General features: G+C 63.7%; 18 protein-coding genes. 12 read left to right on the forward strand and 6 right to left on the reverse strand.

What is annotated here, in order from left to right; translation table 11 throughout:
* Positions 1–20: 20 nt before the first annotated feature.
* The 5 genes from AC4BCN_RS14920 to AC4BCN_RS14940 form a co-directional block, all read right to left on the reverse strand.
* Positions 21–545: a hypothetical protein gene (locus tag AC4BCN_RS14920; protein ID WP_490491062.1), complete on the reverse strand. Its 525-nt coding sequence runs from the start codon at positions 543–545 to the stop codon at positions 21–23.
* 95 nt (positions 546–640) lie between these two features.
* Positions 641–1,084, reverse strand: coding sequence for a hypothetical protein (locus tag AC4BCN_RS14925; RefSeq protein ID WP_490491063.1), 444 nt, complete (start codon positions 1,082–1,084; stop codon positions 641–643).
* A gap of 159 nt (positions 1,085–1,243) precedes the next feature.
* Complete coding sequence (locus AC4BCN_RS14930) at positions 1,244–1,636, reverse strand: hypothetical protein (protein ID WP_139088875.1); 393 nt, start codon at positions 1,634–1,636, stop codon at positions 1,244–1,246.
* A 33-nt stretch (positions 1,637–1,669) separates the two neighbouring features.
* Positions 1,670–2,119 (reverse strand): hypothetical protein, encoded by a 450-nt coding sequence (locus AC4BCN_RS14935; protein WP_490491064.1) that lies wholly within the window; start codon positions 2,117–2,119, stop codon positions 1,670–1,672.
* Between the two features lie 186 nt (positions 2,120–2,305).
* Complete coding sequence (locus tag AC4BCN_RS14940; RefSeq protein WP_490491065.1) at positions 2,306–3,034, reverse strand: helix-turn-helix transcriptional regulator; 729 nt, start codon at positions 3,032–3,034, stop codon at positions 2,306–2,308.
* A gap of 277 nt (positions 3,035–3,311) precedes the next feature.
* Between AC4BCN_RS14940 and AC4BCN_RS14945 the strand changes: the two genes are divergently transcribed.
* The 5 genes from AC4BCN_RS14945 to AC4BCN_RS14965 are packed head-to-tail and all read left to right on the forward strand — an operon-like array spanning position 3,312 to position 9,816.
* Positions 3,312–3,995 (forward strand): vWA domain-containing protein, encoded by a 684-nt coding sequence (locus AC4BCN_RS14945; RefSeq protein ID WP_490491066.1) that lies wholly within the window; start codon positions 3,312–3,314, stop codon positions 3,993–3,995.
* 3 nt (positions 3,996–3,998) lie between these two features.
* Positions 3,999–4,766, forward strand: coding sequence for a PP2C family serine/threonine-protein phosphatase (locus tag AC4BCN_RS14950; RefSeq protein ID WP_490491067.1), 768 nt, complete (start codon positions 3,999–4,001; stop codon positions 4,764–4,766).
* Positions 4,763–7,114 (forward strand): hypothetical protein, encoded by a 2,352-nt coding sequence (locus AC4BCN_RS14955; protein ID WP_490491068.1) that lies wholly within the window; start codon positions 4,763–4,765, stop codon positions 7,112–7,114. Before AC4BCN_RS14950 ends, AC4BCN_RS14955 begins: the two co-directional genes overlap by 4 nt.
* Before the next feature lie 9 nt (positions 7,115–7,123).
* Complete coding sequence (locus tag AC4BCN_RS14960) at positions 7,124–8,470, forward strand: toxin-antitoxin system YwqK family antitoxin (protein ID WP_490491069.1); 1,347 nt, start codon at positions 7,124–7,126, stop codon at positions 8,468–8,470.
* The gene (locus AC4BCN_RS14965) at positions 8,455–9,816 is read left to right on the forward strand and encodes a toxin-antitoxin system YwqK family antitoxin (RefSeq protein ID WP_490491070.1); all 1,362 of its coding nucleotides are present in this window, start codon (positions 8,455–8,457) and stop codon (positions 9,814–9,816) included. Before AC4BCN_RS14960 ends, AC4BCN_RS14965 begins: the two co-directional genes overlap by 16 nt.
* 121 nt (positions 9,817–9,937) lie before the next feature.
* Here AC4BCN_RS14965 and nadB read toward each other — a convergent pair whose 3' ends face one another.
* On the reverse strand, positions 9,938–11,551 hold the full coding sequence (gene nadB / locus AC4BCN_RS14970; protein ID WP_128141599.1) for an L-aspartate oxidase: 1,614 nt from the start codon (positions 11,549–11,551) through the stop codon (positions 9,938–9,940).
* Positions 11,552–11,756: 205 nt separating this feature from the next.
* Here nadB and AC4BCN_RS14975 point away from each other — a divergent pair, with 205 nt between their 5' ends.
* The 7 genes from AC4BCN_RS14975 to AC4BCN_RS15005 all read left to right on the forward strand — a co-directional run bounded on the left by AC4BCN_RS14975 (position 11,757) and on the right by AC4BCN_RS15005 (position 19,799).
* On the forward strand, positions 11,757–13,145 hold the full coding sequence (locus tag AC4BCN_RS14975; protein ID WP_139088882.1) for a TIGR03013 family XrtA/PEP-CTERM system glycosyltransferase: 1,389 nt from the start codon (positions 11,757–11,759) through the stop codon (positions 13,143–13,145).
* Complete coding sequence (gene prsK, locus AC4BCN_RS14980; protein WP_490491071.1) at positions 13,142–15,193, forward strand: XrtA/PEP-CTERM system histidine kinase PrsK; 2,052 nt, start codon at positions 13,142–13,144, stop codon at positions 15,191–15,193. Before AC4BCN_RS14975 ends, prsK begins: the two co-directional genes overlap by 4 nt.
* A 12-nt stretch (positions 15,194–15,205) precedes the next feature.
* Positions 15,206–16,576 carry a PEP-CTERM-box response regulator transcription factor gene (gene prsR / locus AC4BCN_RS14985; protein WP_490491072.1) on the forward strand — a complete coding sequence of 457 codons (1,371 nt, stop codon included), beginning with the start codon at positions 15,206–15,208 and terminating at the stop codon, positions 16,574–16,576.
* Between the two features lie 90 nt (positions 16,577–16,666).
* Complete coding sequence (locus AC4BCN_RS14990) at positions 16,667–17,110, forward strand: hemerythrin domain-containing protein (protein WP_338678612.1); 444 nt, start codon at positions 16,667–16,669, stop codon at positions 17,108–17,110.
* Positions 17,111–17,145: 35 nt separating this feature from the next.
* The gene (locus AC4BCN_RS14995) at positions 17,146–18,111 is read left to right on the forward strand and encodes a hypothetical protein (RefSeq protein WP_490491073.1); all 966 of its coding nucleotides are present in this window, start codon (positions 17,146–17,148) and stop codon (positions 18,109–18,111) included.
* A 218-nt stretch (positions 18,112–18,329) separates the two neighbouring features.
* Positions 18,330–18,899, forward strand: a complete 570-nt coding sequence (locus AC4BCN_RS15000) for a DUF1439 domain-containing protein (RefSeq protein WP_490491074.1) — start codon at positions 18,330–18,332, stop codon at positions 18,897–18,899.
* Between the two features lie 114 nt (positions 18,900–19,013).
* Positions 19,014–19,799, forward strand: coding sequence for a hypothetical protein (locus AC4BCN_RS15005; RefSeq protein ID WP_490491075.1), 786 nt, complete (start codon positions 19,014–19,016; stop codon positions 19,797–19,799).
* The last annotated feature ends 4 nt before the right edge of the window (positions 19,800–19,803 follow it).

The following is a 19,803-nucleotide window of genomic DNA, read 5'->3' on the forward strand; positions in this document are numbered from 1 at the left end:
CCGGCCACGGCTGGCCAGATTTAACTCTTGTCCCACCACGGCGGCGTGCCCGACGACCAGGGGCACGCCGTTTGCACTTCGCTGATCCTGTAGCGGATCTCGATCACTTGCCCATGGTGAAACGGACCGCGTCTCCAGTCGCCGGAGTCAAAGACGTAGCTTTTGCCCTTGATGCAATGGTGGTTCGGATTGTTGCCGATGGGGCCGGTCGAGTGCAGGGTGACGCGCACTTCGCCGTTGGCGTCCAGCGGGGCGTCGCCACCCATGAAGAGTGCATCCGAGCCGATGTCGCAGACAGTGGTGCTGCCTATCTTGCTGCAGTGCTTGATATACGTTTGCTGGCGCGCATTGGCCACGTAATCGTCATGCCGCATCGGCTTGCCGTCGTCATAGGTAAAGCGCAGGATGACTTGCGTGGGCTCGCTGGCCGGATGGCGCGTGGTGCTGGTGCAGGCGGCGCTGAGGAGGGCCAGCAAGGGCCAGGCCAGCAGGCGCAGGCCGCCGCGCAGCACGGTGAATATCGGACTAGTGCCAGGTGTCTGCATTGCGCTCCATGGGCCGTTGCCATTCGTTTAAGGAATTTGGCGGCGATGATAGCACGCGATGGCAGCGCCTGTGCCTGCCGCGCCTGTGCGCCGCCTCAACGCGACGCCAGGCCGATGTTTTGCACGTGGGAAGGCACGATGCCGCCGCTCGATACCTTCTGCGACGGCACTACCATCACCAGTTCGCCGTCCACGCTGCCGTCATCGTTGTGGTTGATGCGTACTTTCAGCTGGCGGTCCAGCGCGACGAAGGCGTTGCGGTCGGTGGCGACGATGCGGTGCTCTTCCTGCTTGCCGATACGCGCATACTTTTCAGCGCCGGCGAGGCGCAGTTCCAGGGTGTCGCCATTCGACAGATCATAGGTGCCGACGAATTTCTTGAAATCCTGGCGCATCATGTAGCGCGGGTGTTCGGGCACATCGATGCGCAGCGCGTTGCCCGGCACGGTGACAGTGTGCTCGGGCGGCAGGGTTTGTGCGATGGCTGCCGTGCTGGCTGCGGCGAGGCACAGCAGTGTGCCCAGGATGATGGTTTTCATGTTGTTGTCCTCGTTGGTTGACGGCCTCTGGCGCGTGATGCGGGCGGGCATGGGGCAGGAATCAGTCTAGGCACAGGTTTGGCGCTGCGCATCGTTCATTCGGTGGAGACTGCAATGACATTTTGCGTGGTAGCCAATCGCATGTCGGCGAACGATGCACTACGGCGCACCGTGATTCATTTCTTGCAGCACTTTCTTGCATAGCTCGCCGTACCCCACGCCCGTGCCCCGTTTGTGTGCGGCCAGGTCGTAGCGGGCGCTGATGTCGTCCCAGGCCGCGCTGCCCGGCAGGGGGCGCAAATCGGCGTCGAGGTCCATCTTGAAATGGATGAAGTGCCCATCGGCGCTCAGCAGCCTGCCGTACACGGCGGGCATGCCGGGGTAGGCCAGTCGCAGGTCGAGCATGAGGGCCGCGCCCAGCGCCACGCCATGGCTGGCCGCGTACTGGCGCAGGGCGTCGGGCAGGGGGCGGGCGCGCCACCAGGCCGCCGTCTGTTTGATGGCGGCCAGGGTCAGCGCGTTTTGCTGTTGGACAGAATATTGTCTGCTCATGGCTGCCACCCATGCTGAACACGGCTTGCAGCGTCAGCGCGATGCCAGGCCCATGCTTTGAACGTGGGCCGGCACGATGTCGCCGCTGGCCAGTTTTGCGGCCGGCATCTGCATCAGCACTTCGCCGTCCACGCTGCCATCGTCGCGCAAGTCGATGCGCATGGCCAGCTGCCGGTCGAGCGCCACGAAGCTGTTGCTGCCGGTGGCGACGATGCGGTGTTCTTCCTGGTTGTCGATGCGCGCATACATGAGGGCGCCGATGCTGCCGATATTGCGCAGGTGCAGCACTTGTCCGTTCGACAGCTCATAGCCGCCGCGGAACGGGGCAAACGTTTCCGCGTTCATAAAATGCCTTTGTGCCGGTAGTTCGATCGTCTGCAGGCGTCCGCCTGGAACGACGACGGTCTGGCTGTCGGGAAGCGACTGTGCATTTGCCAGCAGGGCGCAGACGCCCAGAGTGCCGGCCAGTATCCATGTTTTCATTTTTCTACCCATCCTTGAACTTTGGTGCCGTCCGCTGCCGGCGCGGCGATATTGTTGTCCATACCAGGAAAAGCGAACCGGCTGGTCCGTACGCGTTGTGGTGACACTGGCAAGGTGCGGGCGACCGGTCTTGCCAGTGTAGGCAGGCAAGTTGTCCTGTACATCATCCGATCGGATGAGACAGCCTCATGCGTCAAGCACGGCCAGGTGCGCGGTCGCGCCGTGGATCAGCGCGATCAGCTCGCCCTGGCGCCGCGTGTCCGTTTTCAGATAGGTATGGTGCAGATGCGTCTTGACGGTGTTGACGCTGATGCCGCTGCGTGCGGCGATTTCCTCGATGGTGGCCCCTTGCGCCAGTTCCTTGCCCACCAGCGCTTCGGCTTGCGTCAAGTCGAACAGCTGGCGCAAGGCGGGGACGGACGTGCTCGCTTGTGCAGGATCGCGCGCAATCAGCAGTGCGCATGGGGGCTGGCAGGCTGCGAGCAGGGTGACGGTCAGGGCCAGCGGCGTTTGTTGCTTGCGCGCCAGGCGCAGCGACTGGCATTGCGGCGCGCTGCCAGCGCTGGCGATGACGAGGCGCACGGCGCGCACGAGGGCGGGCGGCACAGCGTGCGCCAGTTGCGCCGCATGCAGGGCGTGGCCGGCGGGCGTGGCGAAGCGCAGGCCGAGGCCCGCGTCGAGCACCAGCACGGCAGCGCCCATGGCGTCGAGCGCCGCCAGCGCGCAGCGGCTGGCCAGTTGCGCCTCGCGCAGGCGCTGCTGCAGGCACAGGGCGCGTTGCAGATGCGGCAAAAGTTCCTGCCATTGCTGGCTGTTCAGGGCGGCGCTGTCGAGCTGCGGCCAGTCGTCCGTGCCGCAAGCCGTCTCGTACAAGGCGGCGATCAGTTTGCCCACATCCGCGCTAGCTGTGCCCATGCTTGTCCCCATAACCTGATTAGATCAGCGTGCCGCAGGCGTGCAGGTGCGGAACTGGGTAAGGGCGGTGTTGCGCAGCGATCCGCCCCGCCTTTGTGAGGAGGGGCTGGCCGCTGCCATCTGGCCTGGGCAACTATCAAGATAGTACAAAGACATCAGTGCTGCAATGGTTTGCAATAATATGGTTGGATAGTGTTCTGTAGGAAACTTGCACGGGCAAAACACGTCGATGATGTAAGATTCGCACTATGACCGATTTCACATTTACCGATTGCCCATGAGTTTCATAATGATTCCCGACGTCGCCCTCGTCGACAACACCGAACAACGCACGCCATTGGTGCTCGTGCTCGACTGCTCCGGCAGCATGGATGGCGAGCCCGTCGCGCTGCTGAACGAAGGCCTGGCCTTGCTGGAACAGGAACTCAAGTCCGACGTGATCGCCGCCAAGCGCGTGCGCATCCTCGTGATTCAATATGGCGCCCACGATGAAGCCGTGGTGGCCAGCAACTGGTGCGACGCCATGGATTTCACGGCGCCCCGGTTGGAAGCGAACGGCACCACGCCGACCGGCGCGGCCGTCGAGCTGGCGCTGGCGGAAATCGAGCAGGAAAAGCAGCGCTTCCGCCAGGCGGGCGTGGCGTACACGCGGCCGTGGCTGTTCCTGATGTCGGACGGCGAGCCGACGGACCGCTGGCAGCACGGCGCCGAGCAGGCGCGCGCGGCCGAGCAAGCCAATAAGGTGGCGATCTTCCCCATCGCCGTGGGCGACAACGCGAACATCGATTCCCTGGGGCAGTTTTCCAGCCGTGGCGAACGGGGCGTGAAGCAGCTGAAGGGCTTGCAGTTCCGCGAACTGTTCCTGTGGCTGAGCGCCAGCATGCAAGTGGTGTCGCAATCGCGTCCTGGTGCGCAGGCACAGCTGGCCTCGACGGACGGCTGGTCTGTCGTGAGCACCTGATCGATGGCAGCAGTGCAAGCAACACAGGATTCCTGGCGCACGTTCGGCGCCTCCGTCACGGGCAAGGCGCATCTGGATAAAGATATTCCTTGCCAGGATGCGCACGCGCACGCCGTCGTGGGCGACGTTTTGGTGGCCATCGTCTGCGATGGCGCCGGTTCGGCCAGGCTCAGCGAGCAGGGCGCGCAGTTTGTCGCAACGCAGACCGTGCAGGCGCTGGCCGGGCGGCTGGAGCAGGGCGCCACCGTACAGGATTTACATGACGGCGCGCTGGCCGGCACCCTGGCGCAGATCCGCGCCGCGCTGGATGATATCGCCCGCGCCGCCAACGCCACCCTCGACGACTACGCTGCCACTGTTGTCGGCGTGGTGATGGGGCACGACAACGGCTTCTTTTTCCACCTGGGCGATGGCCTGGGTGTGGCGCAACTGCTTGATGGCGGCGAACTCATCTCGCTGCCCGCCAACGGCGAATACGCGAACGAAACCTATTTTATTAGCGGCGAACGCTGGCGCGAACAGCTGCGCCTGTTGCCGATACACCAGTCCGTGTGCGGCGTCGTGCTGATGTCGGACGGTTGCATGCCCTTTGCCATGAGCAAGAACAATGCGGCCTTGTACGCGCCGTTCATGGACGCCGTGCAAGGCTATCTGCGCACCGTCGAGAGTGTCGGACTGGGCAATACGGCGCTGGCGTCCACCCTGGCTGACCCGCGCACGCACCAGATCACGGGGGACGACAAGACCCTGCTGCTGGCCTTGCGCGCATGAGCCGGAAGCAGGGCGTGACACCCGGCCTGAGTCCGGGCGGAAAAATTTGGCTCGATAAAGTCCGTAGCCTGGTGCTGGGTAAACTCATCAAGAGTGGCGGTGCGGGCAGCGTGTATCTGCTGCCGGGCGCGCCCACGCAGGTGGCCAAGCTGTACCACCCGCACCTGGACCGGGCCGCCAACCGGCGCAAGCTCGAAGCGATGCTGGAACTGACGCCCGAGCTGCCCGACCAATTGGAAAACGGCAAGCGCTACGTGCAGATCGCCTGGCCGCAAGCGGCCGTGTTCGACGGCCAGGGCGGCTTTGCCGGCTTCGTCATGCCTTTGCTGGACATGGCGCAGACGGCCGAGCTGGAACAGATCATGCAAGAGCGGCAAGCGCGCGCGGCCGACTTGCCCACGGGTCTCGGACCCAAGCTGACCCTGGCCGCCAACTTGGCCGCCGTCATCGATGCGCTGCATCAGCAGCAGCATTACGTGGTCGATCTGAAACCCGTGAACTTGCGTTTTTACCGCGATTCGCTGTACATCGCCATGCTCGATTGCGACGGCTTCAGCATCCAGGGCCATGCCGAGCGTTTTCCTGCCGAGCAATTCACGGCCGACTACCTGGCGCCGGAATTCCAGCGCAAGGGCATGCCGGCAGGCACGGAAATGGCGCAAGACCGCTTCGCGCTGGCCGCCGTCATCTTCCAGTTGCTCAACTTTGGCATCCACCCTTACAGCGGGCGGCCCGGCAATGCGCAAGTGGCGACCGACATTCCCGGGCGCATCCGCGACGGCTGCTATGCGTATGGGATAAAACGCCACAAGCAGCTGGCGCCGAACGCCACCAGCGGCCATGCCTTGATGCCGCCCGAGCTGCGCGCCATGTTCGACCGCGCTTTTTCTCCTTCACCGAAGCCCCAGCGGCCCTCGGCGGCCGACTGGGCGCAGTTGCTACGCGGCTATGCGCAGCGCAGCGACGGCAAGCTCGTCGTGTGTACCGCGAATCCCGAGCACCAGCATTTCGCAGGCCTCGGCTGCGCCGCCTGCGCGCGCGACAAGGTCATCGTCGCGGCCGGACAGGCGTCCGTGCTTGCCCAGCAGCAGATACTGGCGCAGTCCCAGCCGCAGCAGCGCAGCGCGCGCGGCGCGCACCATACGGCGCCGGGGCAGGCGCCCGTGCGGCTGCCTGCAGGTGGTGCGCAGGCCAAGGCGGTCGGCATTTCCGGCAAGGGCTGGGCCGTGGTGGTGCTGCTGATCGTGCTGTTCCTGATCGGCTTTACGGCCTGGACCTCGTCGTCCGATGAAGTGACGGACAAGGCCAGCCTGCAGGCGCAAGCGGACCAGGCGGCAGGACTGGAAGTATTTCGCTGGCGCTCGCCCAAGGCGGCCGGTTTCCAGCCGTCCGATGCGCGCAAGGCCGTGCGCAGCCTGTCGCAAGCGATCAGCAAGGGCGACGATGATGCTGTCATGCGGGGCTTGCAGCTGTTGTATCGTTCTGGGGAGAAAAAGTCGACCAGCTACGCTGGCGACCCGATACGCGGCCGGCTGCGCGCGTCGTTGCTGGAGGGCCTGGGCTGGGTGCCCGGCTATGCCGGCGACTGGTCGGCTACCTATCTCGACCTGTTGCAAGCGAACCCGCGCGACCATCTGGTGGCGGCGGCCATGGGCCGCATGCACCTGAGCCTGAACGAACCCCAAGCGGCGCGCCAGTACTTCGAGCAAGCCGTGTGGGCGCACCCGACGGATGGCACGGCCTGGCTGGGCATCGCCGCTGCGGCGCTGCTGCGCGGCGGCGACGAGCGCGATGCCGTGAACCTGGTGGCGCTGGCGCACCTGACGGCTTACCGCTACGCCGTGGAGCATGCCTTGCCGGCCGAGCCGGGCAGACCGGCCGACAATGGCGTCGCGCGCATGGCGCAGCGCATGGACCTGGCCGCCAAGGTGCTGCGCCTGGCCCAGCCCGGCGCCTACCAGAAGCGCTGGGACAAGGTGCTGGCCGAAGGCGCGCTGCTGGCAGTCAAACTCAAGGCCATGCCGCCCTTGCGGGACCAGGTCGCCAGTGTGCAGCGCGAAACGATGACGACGGTTGCCTATGGCGTGCTTGATGAAAAGCACGCAACGGGTGAAAACCGCTTGACCTTGACCATTACCGCCGACGGCACCCTGAGCTATGCGGCGGCCGAATTGCCGATGGAAGCGATGCTGAACAAGGTACTGCTCGATAGCGTCAAGCGCTGGACCTACTTGCCGGCCGTGCAGCACGGTCAATTGCTGGAGTCGAAGGTGGTGGTGCTCGTGCGCTACCGCGATGGCCGGGTCAGCTTTGTGCCGGGCGGCGTGGCCGTCACGGCGGAAAATTAGAGGAATATCATGAAAATCAAGATCTTATGCGCCGTGGTGGGCGCGTCCTCATTGTGGCCCGGGATGGCCCAGGCGGAGATCGTGCAGCGCCAGGTGGTGACAGCCATCGCCAGCGAGCAAGATAGCGAAGGCGCCGACGTGCTGACCGTGGCTGCGAACACGGCTTGCGGCGGCCGCCAAGTGCGCATGGATGCGCGCTCGGTCGATCTGGACGATGGGCCGTACGAAGCGATGAAAGTCCGGCTGGCCAAGCAGATCCGCAGCAAGACGCCCGTGCTCGTCACCGTGAAAAAATGCCCGGACGATGCGAGCGTGCCCATCGTGCGCCAGATCGCGGCATGCACGCCAGCGGCCTGCGCCGATGGCCGGGCGCGGCTGTACCTGCACGAGCGTTTCTTCCCCATCGAGCAGGAAAAGGCGCCGAACGTGCTGGTCTTGCCTTTGCCAAAAGGCAAGCTGCCGGGCACGTGGAAGGTGGAGATTTATAGCGTGGCCGGCCACAAGCTGCGCCTTTCGGGCCAGGTCAACCACGCCGATTATGCGCAGGGCGAGCTGGTGGGCGGCTATGTCACGTATTACCCCGACGGCAAGACCGAGCAGGAAGTGGCGCAGGATGGACAGGGCCGGCAGCACGGCGTCATCAGTCTGTATCGTGCCGATGGCACGCTGGATCTGCGTGGCAGCTGGCGCCATGGCTTGCCAGGAGGGAAGCACCAGCAATATCACCCCACGGGCAAGCTGCGCGAAGCCAGCGTGTACCGCGACGGCAAGCAGCTCGACGGTCCCGTGCAGACGTTTGACGCGAATGGCAAGCTGAGCACCAGTTTTGTGCTGCGCGGCGGCGTCATGGAAGGTGAATTGCTCGCGTATTTCCCTGACGGAAAAGTGGCGAATCGCACGCAAGTGCAGAAGGGCAAGTTCAATGGCAGCAGCACGAATTACTACCCCGATGGCGCCGTGCCAGCCAGCATGACGCAGCGCGACGATCTCCCCTCGGGCGAAGCGCTGGAATTTTATCCGGACGGCAAGGTGCAAACCCGCCAGCAGTATGGAGACAACGGTGGCTTGCTCAGCGTCCAGCGCTACAGTGCCCAGGGCGTGCTGGTGCTGGAAAGAAAGTGGGATGCGCAACTGCGCGAGCAGGGCACGTCGCGCTCGTGGTACGAGAACGGCAAGCCCGAGCATGCGATCGAGTATGTGAACGACCGGCGCGACGGCTGGAGCCGCAGCTGGGGCCAGGATGGCAGCTTGAAGAGTGAATGTAAGTATGCGGCCGGCAAGGTCCAGGGGGAATGTGGCGAAGCGCCGCCAGCGCCGGCACTGTTGCGCAAAGAGCAAACATGGCGCGCACTGTGAAGCATGTCCTACTCGCCATGCTGCTGTGGCCGGCGCTGGCCCATGCCGAGATCGAACAGCGGCAAGTGGTCAGTGCCATCAAGGCGACGCGCGGCGGCGATGTGCTGACCCTGGCCAGCGACAGTGGCTGCGGCGGGCGGCAAGTGCGCATGGATGCCATGTCCATGGGCCTGGACGCGCAGCAATACGCGGCCATGAAGCAGCAACTGGCCAAGCTGATACGCGACAAAACGCCCTTGTTGATGCGTATTAAATCCTGCCCTGCGCCAGGCAAGGTTGGGGCGCTCGCCATGCCCGATGTCGGCAAGCTGGGCGGCTGCGAGCAGCAAGCCTGTGCCGATGGCAAGGCGCGCTTGTACCTGAATCACAATCTGACGCGCGGCGAAGTCAAGGAACATGCGCGCTATGCGCTGGTCGTCCCGCTGCCGCCAGGCAAGACACCGGGTACCTGGCAAGTCGAGGTGGTGCACGCGCGCGAAGGCGAGCCGAAGCGGCTGATAGGCCAGGTCAACGATCCCGATTATTTGCGCGGCAAGCTGGTGGGCAACTACAGCATGTACTACCCGCATGGCCAGTTGGAAATGCAGGTGGAGCAGGATGGGCGCGGCGTGCAAGAGGGTGTGCAGACCGTATATCGCCCCGACGGCCAGATTTCCATGCGCAACACGTGGCGCAATGGCGTGCAGGAAGGCGAACAGCGGACCTATCACGATACGGGCAAGCTGAACGAGGTCAGCCAGTACAAGAATGGCGCCCGCGCCGATGGCCTGGTGGAAACGTTCGATCAGGATGGCAAGCTGCGCACGCGCATGACCTTATTGAAAGGCCAGACGGATGGCGAGTTGTTGCTGTTCTATCCCGATGGCAAGGTGGAAAGCCGCAGCGTGTATGTGAACGGCATCCAGACGGGACCGAGCACTGCGTATTTCCCGGATGGCAAGGTGCAGCGCACTGCCAACTACGTTGACGGCAAGCCTGTCGGCGACAGCATCGAATATTATCCGGACGGCAAGGTGGCCAGCAAGCGCACGCATAGTGGCCATTATGTGTTGCGCAGCGAACAGCGTTTCAGCCATGCCGGCGTATTGATGGTGCAGAAACAGTGGAACGCGGGCGGGCGCGAGGAGGGCGCGTTGCGTTCCTGGTTTGCGAATGGCAAGCCGCGCCAGCTGATCGAGTATGTCGATGGCGAGCGCCAGGGCTGGACGCGGCACTGGCGGGAAGATGGCAGTGTGGAAAGCGAATGCCGCTATGTGGCGGATGTGGTGCAGGGGGAGTGCACGGGGGCGTCCGCGAAGATGTCGTACACGGAGGATGGGATTGAGTTCGAGATGCCGGAGCAGTGAAGCATGTCAATTAACCCAAGACAAGGACTGGGGTCAGACCCGTCGGGTCTGACCCCGGCTCTTTGCCTGAGGGTTCGGTGATGCTATCGGCTTACAAATAGTCTAGGACTGAGGCGTAACATTAGCGGTGCGGCGGCGTCAGCACGCTGGCAATCGCCTTCGGCAACGTTTCCGGATAATCGCGGCTGAAGTGCAGGCCGCGGCTTTCGCGGCGGGACAGGGCGCTGTTGACGATCATCGAGGCCACGTCGACGAGATTGCGCAGTTCCAGCAAATCGTGCGTGATGCGGAAGTTGCGGTAGTACTCGTCGATTTCCTCTTTCAGCAGGGCGATGCGGTGCTGGGCCCGTTCCAGGCGCTTGGTCGTGCGCACGATGCCCACGTAATTCCACATGAAGCGGCGCAGCTCGTCCCAGTTGTGGGAAATCACCACTTCTTCATCCGCATCCGTGACCCGGCTTTCATCCCAGTCGGGCAGATACGGCGTGCCCAGCTTTTCCTTGCTTTCGATGTCTTGCGCGCAGGCGCGGCCGATGACGATGCATTCCAGCAAAGAGTTCGACGCCAGGCGGTTCGCGCCATGCAGGCCCGTGCATGCCGTTTCGCCGACCGCATACAGGCCAGGCAAGTCGGCGCGGCCCGACAAATCCGTCACGACGCCGCCGCATGTGTAGTGGGCGGCGGGGACGATAGGGATAGGCTGCTTGGTGATGTCGATGCCCAGTTCCAGACAGCGGGCGTAGATGGTGGGGAAGTGTTCGATGAGGAATTCGGCCGGCTTGTGGCTGATGTCCAGGTGCACGTAATCGAGGCCCCGTTTCTTGATCTCGAAGTCGATGGCGCGCGCCACCACGTCGCGCGGCGCCAGTTCGGCCCGCTCGTCGTGGGCCAGCATGAAGCGGGTTCCCGCTGCCGCGCCCGCTTCAGGCGGCAGTTTCAGCAAGCCGCCTTCGCCACGGATGGCTTCGGTGATCAGGAACGATTTCGCATACGGGTGGTACAGGCAGGTCGGGTGGAACTGGATGAATTCCATGTTCGACACGCGGCAACCGGCGCGCCAGGCCATGGCGATGCCGTCGCCGCTGGCCGTGTCGGGATTCGTTGTATATAAGTATACTTTTCCGGCGCCGCCCGTGGCCAGCACGGTGTGCTCGGCGGCAAACGTCAGTACTTTACCGGTTTGCTCATCCTGCACGTACAGGCCATGGCAATGCGGTTGGGCATTGCGCTGGGTCGGCTTCATGCCCAGCTTGTCGGAAGTGATCAGATCGATGGCGCAATGGTGTTCGAACAGGCTGATGTTCGGGTGGGCGCGGACTTTTTCTTCCAGGGTCACTTGTACGGCGTGCCCGGTGGCATCGGCCGCGTGGATGATGCGGCGCTGGCTGTGTCCGCCTTCGCGGGTCAGGTGGAAACCCAGTTCGGCCGTGGCGTCGCGTGTAAACGGCACGCCTTGCTCGATCAGCCATTCGATCGCTTCGCGGCCGTGCTCGACGATGTAGCGCGTGGCGCTCTCGTCGCACAGGCCGCCGCCCGCGATCAGGGTGTCTTCGATGTGCTGCTCGTGGCTGTCGCCCGAGTCCAGCACGGCCGCGATCCCGCCTTGCGCCCAGTTGCTGGCGCCATCGAGCAGCGCGCGTTTGGAAATGATCGCGACGGTGCGCGTCTCAGCTAAATGCAGTGCAACCGATAAACCCGCCAGGCCACTGCCGACAATCGCTACATCAAATTTCATGACATTTATCTTTTTTTAGGGGAAGCATACTATATGCCATTTCCCCTCATTCGGTAATGTATTGAGATAAATTCTGCCAGCGAAAGATAGCTGGGGCTGTAGCTTGTGGCGCATCAATGTCTTCTTGGAACAGTTCGCCATGATGGCAAGACCAGCAGCGGGCCGCCTTGCGCGCGGCCTGATGCTTTTTGCCGCAGGGGGAACCATGATCCGCATCTTCAGCCACTATGTCTCGAAAACAGCGTTTATCCTGCTGTTGCTGGAAATCCTGATCCTGCTGCTGTCGGCCACCCTGACGTCCTTGCTGTGGCTGGCGGATGGCAGCCACCTGGTGCGGGCGAGCGAGGTCTACCTGTCGTCCTCTATCTTTGCGCTGGTCATCGTCTTGAGCATGAGCGCGCTGGGCATGTACCAGCACCGTTCGCACGAAGACATCCGCAACACTTTATTACGCATCCTGCCCTCGTTCGCGCTGGGTTTTGCCGTACTCAGCGTGTTGATACGCTTCATTCCAGCCTTGCATTTCGGACGCGGCAGCGTGCTGATCTTCGGCCTGGGCGCCATCGGCGTGCTGCTGGCACGTCTGCTGGTATTCAAATCCTCGCAATCGGCGCTGATGAAAGGCCGGCTGATCCTGGTGGGCGGCGGGGCGCTGGCGCGCGAGTGCATGGACTTGGCGGCCAGCAAGATCGGTTTCCACCAGTTTACGGTCGTCGGCTGCATCGATGTGGCGGGCGAGCAATGCTGCGTGCCGGCCTCGGCCTTGCTGCCGACCGGCCTTTCCTTGCTGGCCACTGCCCAGCGCCATGCCGCGCATGAAATCGTCGTGTCCGTCAGCGACCGGCGCAATGGCGCGTTTCCTGCCAAGCAACTGTTGGAATGTGCGCTGGGCGGCGTCAAGGTGATCGACGCGGCCACGTTTTTCGAGCGTGAAGCGTGCCAGATTCGCATCGACTCATTGCAACCGAGCTATCTGATCTATGGCGGCGGCTTTGATCAGAGTTTTTTCCGTGCCACGTCGAAGCGTTTGTTCGACCTGGCGGCCAGCGGGGTCATCTGCCTGGCGTCGCTGCCCGTGATGCTGGTAACCGCCCTGTGCATCCGTCTGGAAGACGGCGGCCCCGTGTTCTATCAGCAAGAACGGGTGGGGCGCGACGGCCAGCCATTCAAGGTGCTGAAATTTCGCAGCATGCGCTGCGACGCCGAGCGAGACGGCACGCCCATCTGGGCGCTGGCCAACGATGCGCGCATCACGCGCGTGGGCAATCTGATCCGCAAGCTGCGCATCGACGAACTGCCGCAAATGCTCAATGTGTTTCGCGGTGAGATGAGTTTCGTCGGCCCCCGCCCCGAGCGCGCGTATTTTGTCGAGCAGTTGAAGGAGCAGGTGCCGTACTACAACATTCGTCACAGCATCAAGCCTGGCATCACGGGCCTGGCGCAGGTGCGCTACCAGTATGGCGCTTCCGTCGACGATGCCGTCAAGAAGCTGCAATACGATTTGTATTATGTGAAAAACAATAGCCTGTTCCTCGACTTGCTGATCCTGCTCGACACGGTGCAGGTGGTGCTGTTTGGCAAGGGCAGCCGATGATGCGGGACCAGTCGGACTGGCTGGCGGCGCCCGACGCGGCGGCTCTCAGCCATGGCCTGGCGTCGCTGGCCTTCTTCGTGCTGGCGCTGCTATTGATCAGCAACTGGCGCGCGCGGCAAAACGTGCGCGCCTTGCTGGTAGCGTGCCTGGCGACGGGCGGCTGGGCGACGGGCACGGTGGTGCTGGTGCTGCTGGGACAGCGCATCGCGCTGGCCGGCGACGCGCTGGAATTGCTGCGCACCCTGGCCTGGCTGGTGTTTTTGCTGCTGTTGATTGAACCGTCGCGGCCCCGCTTGCGCCTCGTGCTGGCCGGCATCGTCCTTACGGCGCTGGCACCGTGGCTGCTCTCCATGGCCTCATCCTGGCTGGCGCTGCCTTTGCCGGCGCGCATCATCGCCAGTGTCTGCCGTTTGCTGCTGGCCGTGCTGGGCATGTTGCTGGTGGAACAGTGGTACCGCAACACGCCGCCCTTGAAACGCTGGGGCATCAAGTTTGCGTGCCTGGGCGTGGGCGGGCTGTTCGCCTATGATTTCTATCTGTACAGCGACGCCTTGCTGTTTCGGGCGGTCAATGACGACATCTGGGCCGCGCGCGGCATCGTCGACGCCCTGTGCGCGCCGCTGCTGGCCGTCTCGGCCGCGCGCAATCCGGGCTGGGCGCTGGGCTTGTCCGTCTCGCGCCAGATGCTGTACCGCTCGGCTGCCTTGCTGGGCTCGGCCATCTATTTGCTGGCCATGGCGGCCAGTGCCTATTATTTGCGCTATTTCGGTGGCACCTGGGGTTCATTGATGCAGATGGCTTACCTGGGCGGCGCGGCCTTGCTGCTGGCGGGCGTGCTGTTTTCCGGCAGCCTGCGCGCCAAGCTCAAGGTGTATATCAATAAACATTTTTACAATGCCATCTTCGATTACCGCGAGGAATGGCTGAGATTTACGCGCGCGCTGTCGGAAGATGGTCCGGCCCTGGGCGAACGCACGATACAGGCGATGGCGCAGCTGGTGGAAAGCCGCGCCGGCGCGCTGTGGATATTGCGCGAACAGGGGCAGTTTGCCCCGGCCGCCAGCTGGAACTGGCCGCCGGGCACGTGGAGCGAGCCGGCGCTTGGCCCCCTGTGCCAGTTCCTGGAGGCACGGCAGTGGGTGATTGACGTGCCCGATTGCCGGCACAATCCGCGGCAGTACGGCGGCTTGCGCTTGCCGCCCGCGCTGCTGGCGCTGCCCGATGTGTGGCTGCTGGTGCCCTTGATGCTGCATGGCCAGCTGTTCGCCTTTGTCGCACTGGCGCGGCCCCGCACGCACATCAGCTTGAACTGGGAAATCCTCGACGTGTTGAAAATTGCCGGCAGCCAAGCCGCCAGCTACCTGGCGCATCGCGAATCGCTCGATACCCTGACGGTGGCGCGCCAGTTCGACTCGTTCAACCGCATGTCCACCTTCATCGTGCACGACCTCAAAAACCTCGTGTTCCAGCTGTCGCTGCTACTGAGTAATGCTGAAAAGCACCGCGCCAATCCGGCTTTCCAGGAAGACATGCTGGGCACCTTGGATCATTCCGTGCAGAAAATGAAGACCTTGCTGCAGAAACTGGCGCGCGGCGAAGCGCCGGAAGCGCCCGCGCCGCTGCTGCTCGACGGCTTGCTGCGCCAGGCCGTGGCCGCCAAGGCCAGCCTGGCGCCGGCGCCCCGGCTGGAAATCGTCGATGGCGAGCTGACGGTGCTGGCCAACCGCGCGCGCCTGGAACGGGTGCTGGGTCATTTGATCCAGAACGCCATCGAAGCGACAGCCAGCGATGGCAAGGTGGCCGTGCGGCTGCGGCGCGAGCAGCACATGGCCGTCGTCGAGCTCGACGATACGGGGCAGGGCATGAGCGAACAGTTCATCCGCGAACGCCTGTTCAAACCGTTCGATACGACCAAGACGGCGGGCATGGGCATCGGCGTGTTCGAAAGCCGCGAATACCTGCGCGAAGTGGGCGGCAGCCTGGAAGTGCGCAGCGAGCCGCAGGTGGGCACGACGTTTCGCGTGGTCCTGCCGCTGCACGCGGCATAGGGGTGCAGTACTATGGCAAAACAAAAACTGCTGGTCATCGAAGACGATCCTGGCCTGCAAAAGCAGCTGCACTGGAGTTTTGACGGCTATGAAGTCTTGCTGGCGGGCGAGCGCGAGGCGGCGCTGGCGCTCGTGCGGCGACACCAGCCGGCCGTGGTGACGATGGACCTGGGCTTGCCGCCCGACCCGGACGGCGCCACGGAAGGCCTGGCCACCCTGCGGCAAATCCTCGCGCTGGCGCCGGACACGAAAGTCATCATCCTCTCCGGCAACCAGGAACGTGCGCATGCCTTGAAAGCCATCGCCCTGGGCGCCTACGATTTTCACCAGAAACCGTTCGAGGCCGACATGCTGGGCCTGGTCATCGCCCGCGCGTTTTATCTGCACGCGATGCAGCAGGAAAACCGCCGCATGTTGCAGACCCAGGCGGATTCGCCCCTGGCCGGCATCGTCAGCCGCGACCCGGGCATGTTGAAGCTGTGCCGCAGCGTGGAAAAAGTGGCGCCCTCGTCGGCCAGCGTGATGCTGCTGGGCGACTCGGGCAGCGGCAAGGAACTGATCGCGCGGGGCTTGCACGCGCTGTCGAGTCGCCATGCGCAACGCTTCGTTGCCATCAATTGCGCGGCCATCCCCGAAAACCTGCTCGAGAGCGAGCTGTTCGGCTATGAGCGGGGAGCGTTTACGGGCGCGGCCCGGCAAACCCTGGGCAAGATCGAACTGGCCCACGGCGGCACTTTCTTTCTCGATGAAATCGGCGACATGCCGATGGGGCTGCAGGCGAAACTGCTGCGTTTCCTGCAGGAGCGGGTCATCGAGCGCGTCGGCGGCCGCGCCGAGATCGCCGTCGACGTACGCATCGTCTGCGCCACGCACCAGGATTTGAAGGTGCTGGCAGAGCAGGGGCGTTTCCGCGAAGACCTATTTTACCGCCTCAGCGAAATCGTCCTGCGCATTCCGCCGCTGCGCGAGCGGGCCGGCGACGCGGCCTTGCTGGCCCACCATTTCAAGAACAAGTTCTGCGCCAGCGAAGGCCGCAGCAACCTGCATTTCAGCACCGGCGCGCTGCAGCTGATCGAAAGCTACGGCTGGCCCGGCAATGTGCGCGAAGTGGAAAACTGCATCAAGCGGGCCGTCATCATGAGCGACGGGCCGCAGATCGCCGCCGACGACCTGGGCTTGCCCGCCAGCGCCCAGGCTGCGCCCCAGGATGAACCGCTGAACCTGCGCCAGGCCCGCGACGGGGCCGAATACAAGGTGATGGTGCGCGCGCTGGCGCGGGCCGACGGCAATATCGCCAAGGCGGCCGAACTGCTGGGCGTGAGCCGGCCCACCTTGTACGACCTGATGGGTCATCACGGCATCAAGTCGCAGGTGAATAGCTGAGTGTATTAAAAATCAAGATTGTGTAAGGCGTCGCACATACGCTGGCGCCGCCATGGCGCATCCTTGCCTCATCTACAACAAGGAGGCGCCATGAACGCGATCAATCTATTGATGCAGGACCATAAGGCCGTGAAGGCCCTGTTTGCCCAATATGAAGGCTTGAGCGACCGCTCATTTGCCACCAAGAAAAAGCTGGCCGACCAGATCTGCCAGGAACTTACCGTGCACACGCAGCTGGAAGAAGAAATCTTCTACCCGGCCGTGCGCCGCCCCATCCACGACGGCGACCTGATGGATGAAGCCCTCGTCGAGCACGCGAGCGCCAAGGAGCTTATCGCGCAAATCGCCGCCATGGACCCGGCCGACGACCTGTACGACGCCAAGGTCAAGGTGCTGTCCGAGCAGATCGAGCATCACGTCAAGGAAGAGGAGGGCGACATGTTTCCCAAGGTGCGCGAGACGGCCGTCGACCTCGACGCGCTGGGCCAGGAAATGGCCGCGCGCAAGGAACAGCTGACGGGCGTGGCCGTCTGAACGGCTTAAAAAATCAACAACCAAGGGAGTATTCCATGCAAGCTACACAATTGTCCGTGTCGGACCTGAACAATCCGGGCGTCTCCTGGGGCGCCGTGCTGGCGGGCGCGGCCGCTGCGGCCGCCTTGTCCTTCATCCTGCTGATCCTCGGCGTGGGCCTGGGCCTGTCGTCCGTGTCGCCATGGTCGTTCAACGCGACCGCCATCGGTGTGTCGACCATCGCCTGGCTGGCCTTCATGCAACTGGCCGCGTCCGGCATCGGCGGCTACATGGCGGGCCGGTTGCGCGTGAAATGGAGTGCCATCCACACGGATGAAGTGCATTTCCGCGATACGGCGCACGGCTTGCTGGCCTGGGCCGTGGCCACCCTGATCACCGTGGCCGTGATGGCCGGCGGTACGCGCGCCGTACTGAGCGGCGCCATCGATGCGGGCAGCGGCGTGGCGGCGGCCATTGCACCCGCGGCGGCAGCGGGCGCAGGTGCTGCCGGTGCTGCAGGCGCTAATGCAGGCGAGGGCGGCGGGGCCAATCCGCTCGACTATTTCTCGGACATGCTGCTGCGCGCACCTGCCGTGCCTGCTACCACCCCTGCCGTGCCTGCTACCACCACCACCGGCACCCTGGCGGTACCTACGGCCAATGCCAGCACGGCCGACCAGCGCATGGAAACCGGCAGGATCTTCGCGACAAGCCTGTCCGCAGGCAGCCTGGCCGCCGATGACCGCGCCTACCTGGGCCAGGTCGTGGCCAGCCGCACGGGCTTGACGCAGGCCGAAGCGGAAGCGCGGGTCGACGCCGTCTACGGCCGCGCAGCCAAGGCCGCCGCCGATGCCAAGGCGCGTGCCCAGCAGGCGGCCGACACGGCCCGCAAGGCCGGTGCCCACACGGCACTGTGGATGTTCGTCGCCTTGCTGCTCGGCGCTTTCGTGGCCAGCCTGGCGGCAACGTTTGGCGGCCGCCAGCGCGACCATGAGCGCGTGCTGCGCCACGTCACCATCTGAACCCTGTCTCTATAAACTATATAAATCAAGGAGTCCTCCATGCGTTCCATCCTCTTGCTGCTGCTGGGCATTCCATTGCCCATCGTCATACTGATCGCCCTGTTCGTCCGCTGACAAGGCCAACACAAGAACCGGCGCCCGCTGCAAGGTGGGCGCCGGTTTTTGCGTGAAAGCGGGCGCATGTGTAAGATGGCGCCATCTTTCCACCGAGACCATCCATGAACGTGACCTCCATCCGTCCCTTGCTGAAAACCGCCGCCATCGCTGCCTTTGCCTGCACTGTGCTGGCCGCGTGCTCCACCCTGATCGGCCCGCGCGATGTGAATGTGTCGCTGAGCAAGATGCAGCAAGGCCTGGAGCGCCGCTTTCCCATCGACAAGCGCGTGCTGTCCGTGCTGGACGTCAAGCTGACCCACCCGCAACTGTCCTTGCAGCCCGAGCGCGAACGAGTGGCTCTCAGCGTGGACGCCAGCGTCCTGCCGCCGTTCATCCGCCAAAGCTGGCGCGGCAGCCTGGCCATGTCGGGCCGCCTCGTGCTGGACGCCCAGCGCAACGCGGTCTACCTGAGCGAAGCGAGCGTGGACAAGGTGACCATCGACGGCATGGATGAAGCCCAGCAGCGCCAGTTCGCCAAGGTGGCCAGCCTGGTAGCCGACCAGCTCATGCATGAAACGCCGATCTACACGTTCAAGCCCGACGAATTGCGCTATGCGGGCGTGCAATTCGTGCCCACGCAGCTCAGGACCACCAGCAATGGATTGACGGTGACGTTCGAGCCGGTGAAGTAAAAAGGCAGAGCCGAACAGAGACAGCCCCGTGGATTCGCCTGGCCGGCATGGACATATATTGTGCTATAGTAACATTTACTTAAATAGTAACATTTACTTAACTTGGGGCGGGCGATGATGAATATCAGCACGGTGGGAATCCAGCCTGGGGCATTATCGGTCGCGCAAGGCAACAAGACATCATCGGACAAGACATCGTCGGACCAGGCCCATACCACCCGGGCACCGGCCGGCGCTGGCGCCGTGACCGACGACGTCGTGATTTCCACCCTGGCCGGGCGCCTGTCGAAGGCCGCGACGGCCACCAGCGCCACCGTCCAGGGCTACGATCATGCGGCGCTGGGTGCGTGGGTGAAGGACAATACGACGGAGATTCTCTATCCACTGGACGCGGAACACAAGGCGGCCGCCGCCAGGCAGGTGCCGGAGCCGAATGACGCGGCCTCGGCAAAGTCGGCCGCTGCCGCTACCGCCTTTGTCGACAGGAAGGGGCCCAATCCCTTTGCCGGCTTGTCGCGCGAGCAATTGTCCACCATTTCGAACGATGACAGCGGGACCTTTACCATCGACGAGCGGCGTGCGGCCTTTACGCAGGCATACGATGAAGAACAGGCCTGGCGCACCCAAGTCGTGGCGCAAGCCATGCAGGAATACAATAGCACCGGCAAGATGACCAATTTCTTCAAGTCGGTGCTGGGCCATTTCAATACATTGCCCCAGCTGGAGCAATCGCAATACCCAGCCAGTTATGCGAGCGACCTGGAAGACAAGATCAAGCTCGATTTTAATTATTTCAATCATGCGGCCGGCGATGGCGGGCCAACGCCGGGCTCGCTTGCGGACCTGCTGAAAAATCAGGGTAAAAAGACCGTGGACCTGTTCGATCTCCTGATCCGCTGATACC

Source organism: Janthinobacterium sp. Bl 1 (assembly GCF_058215535.1).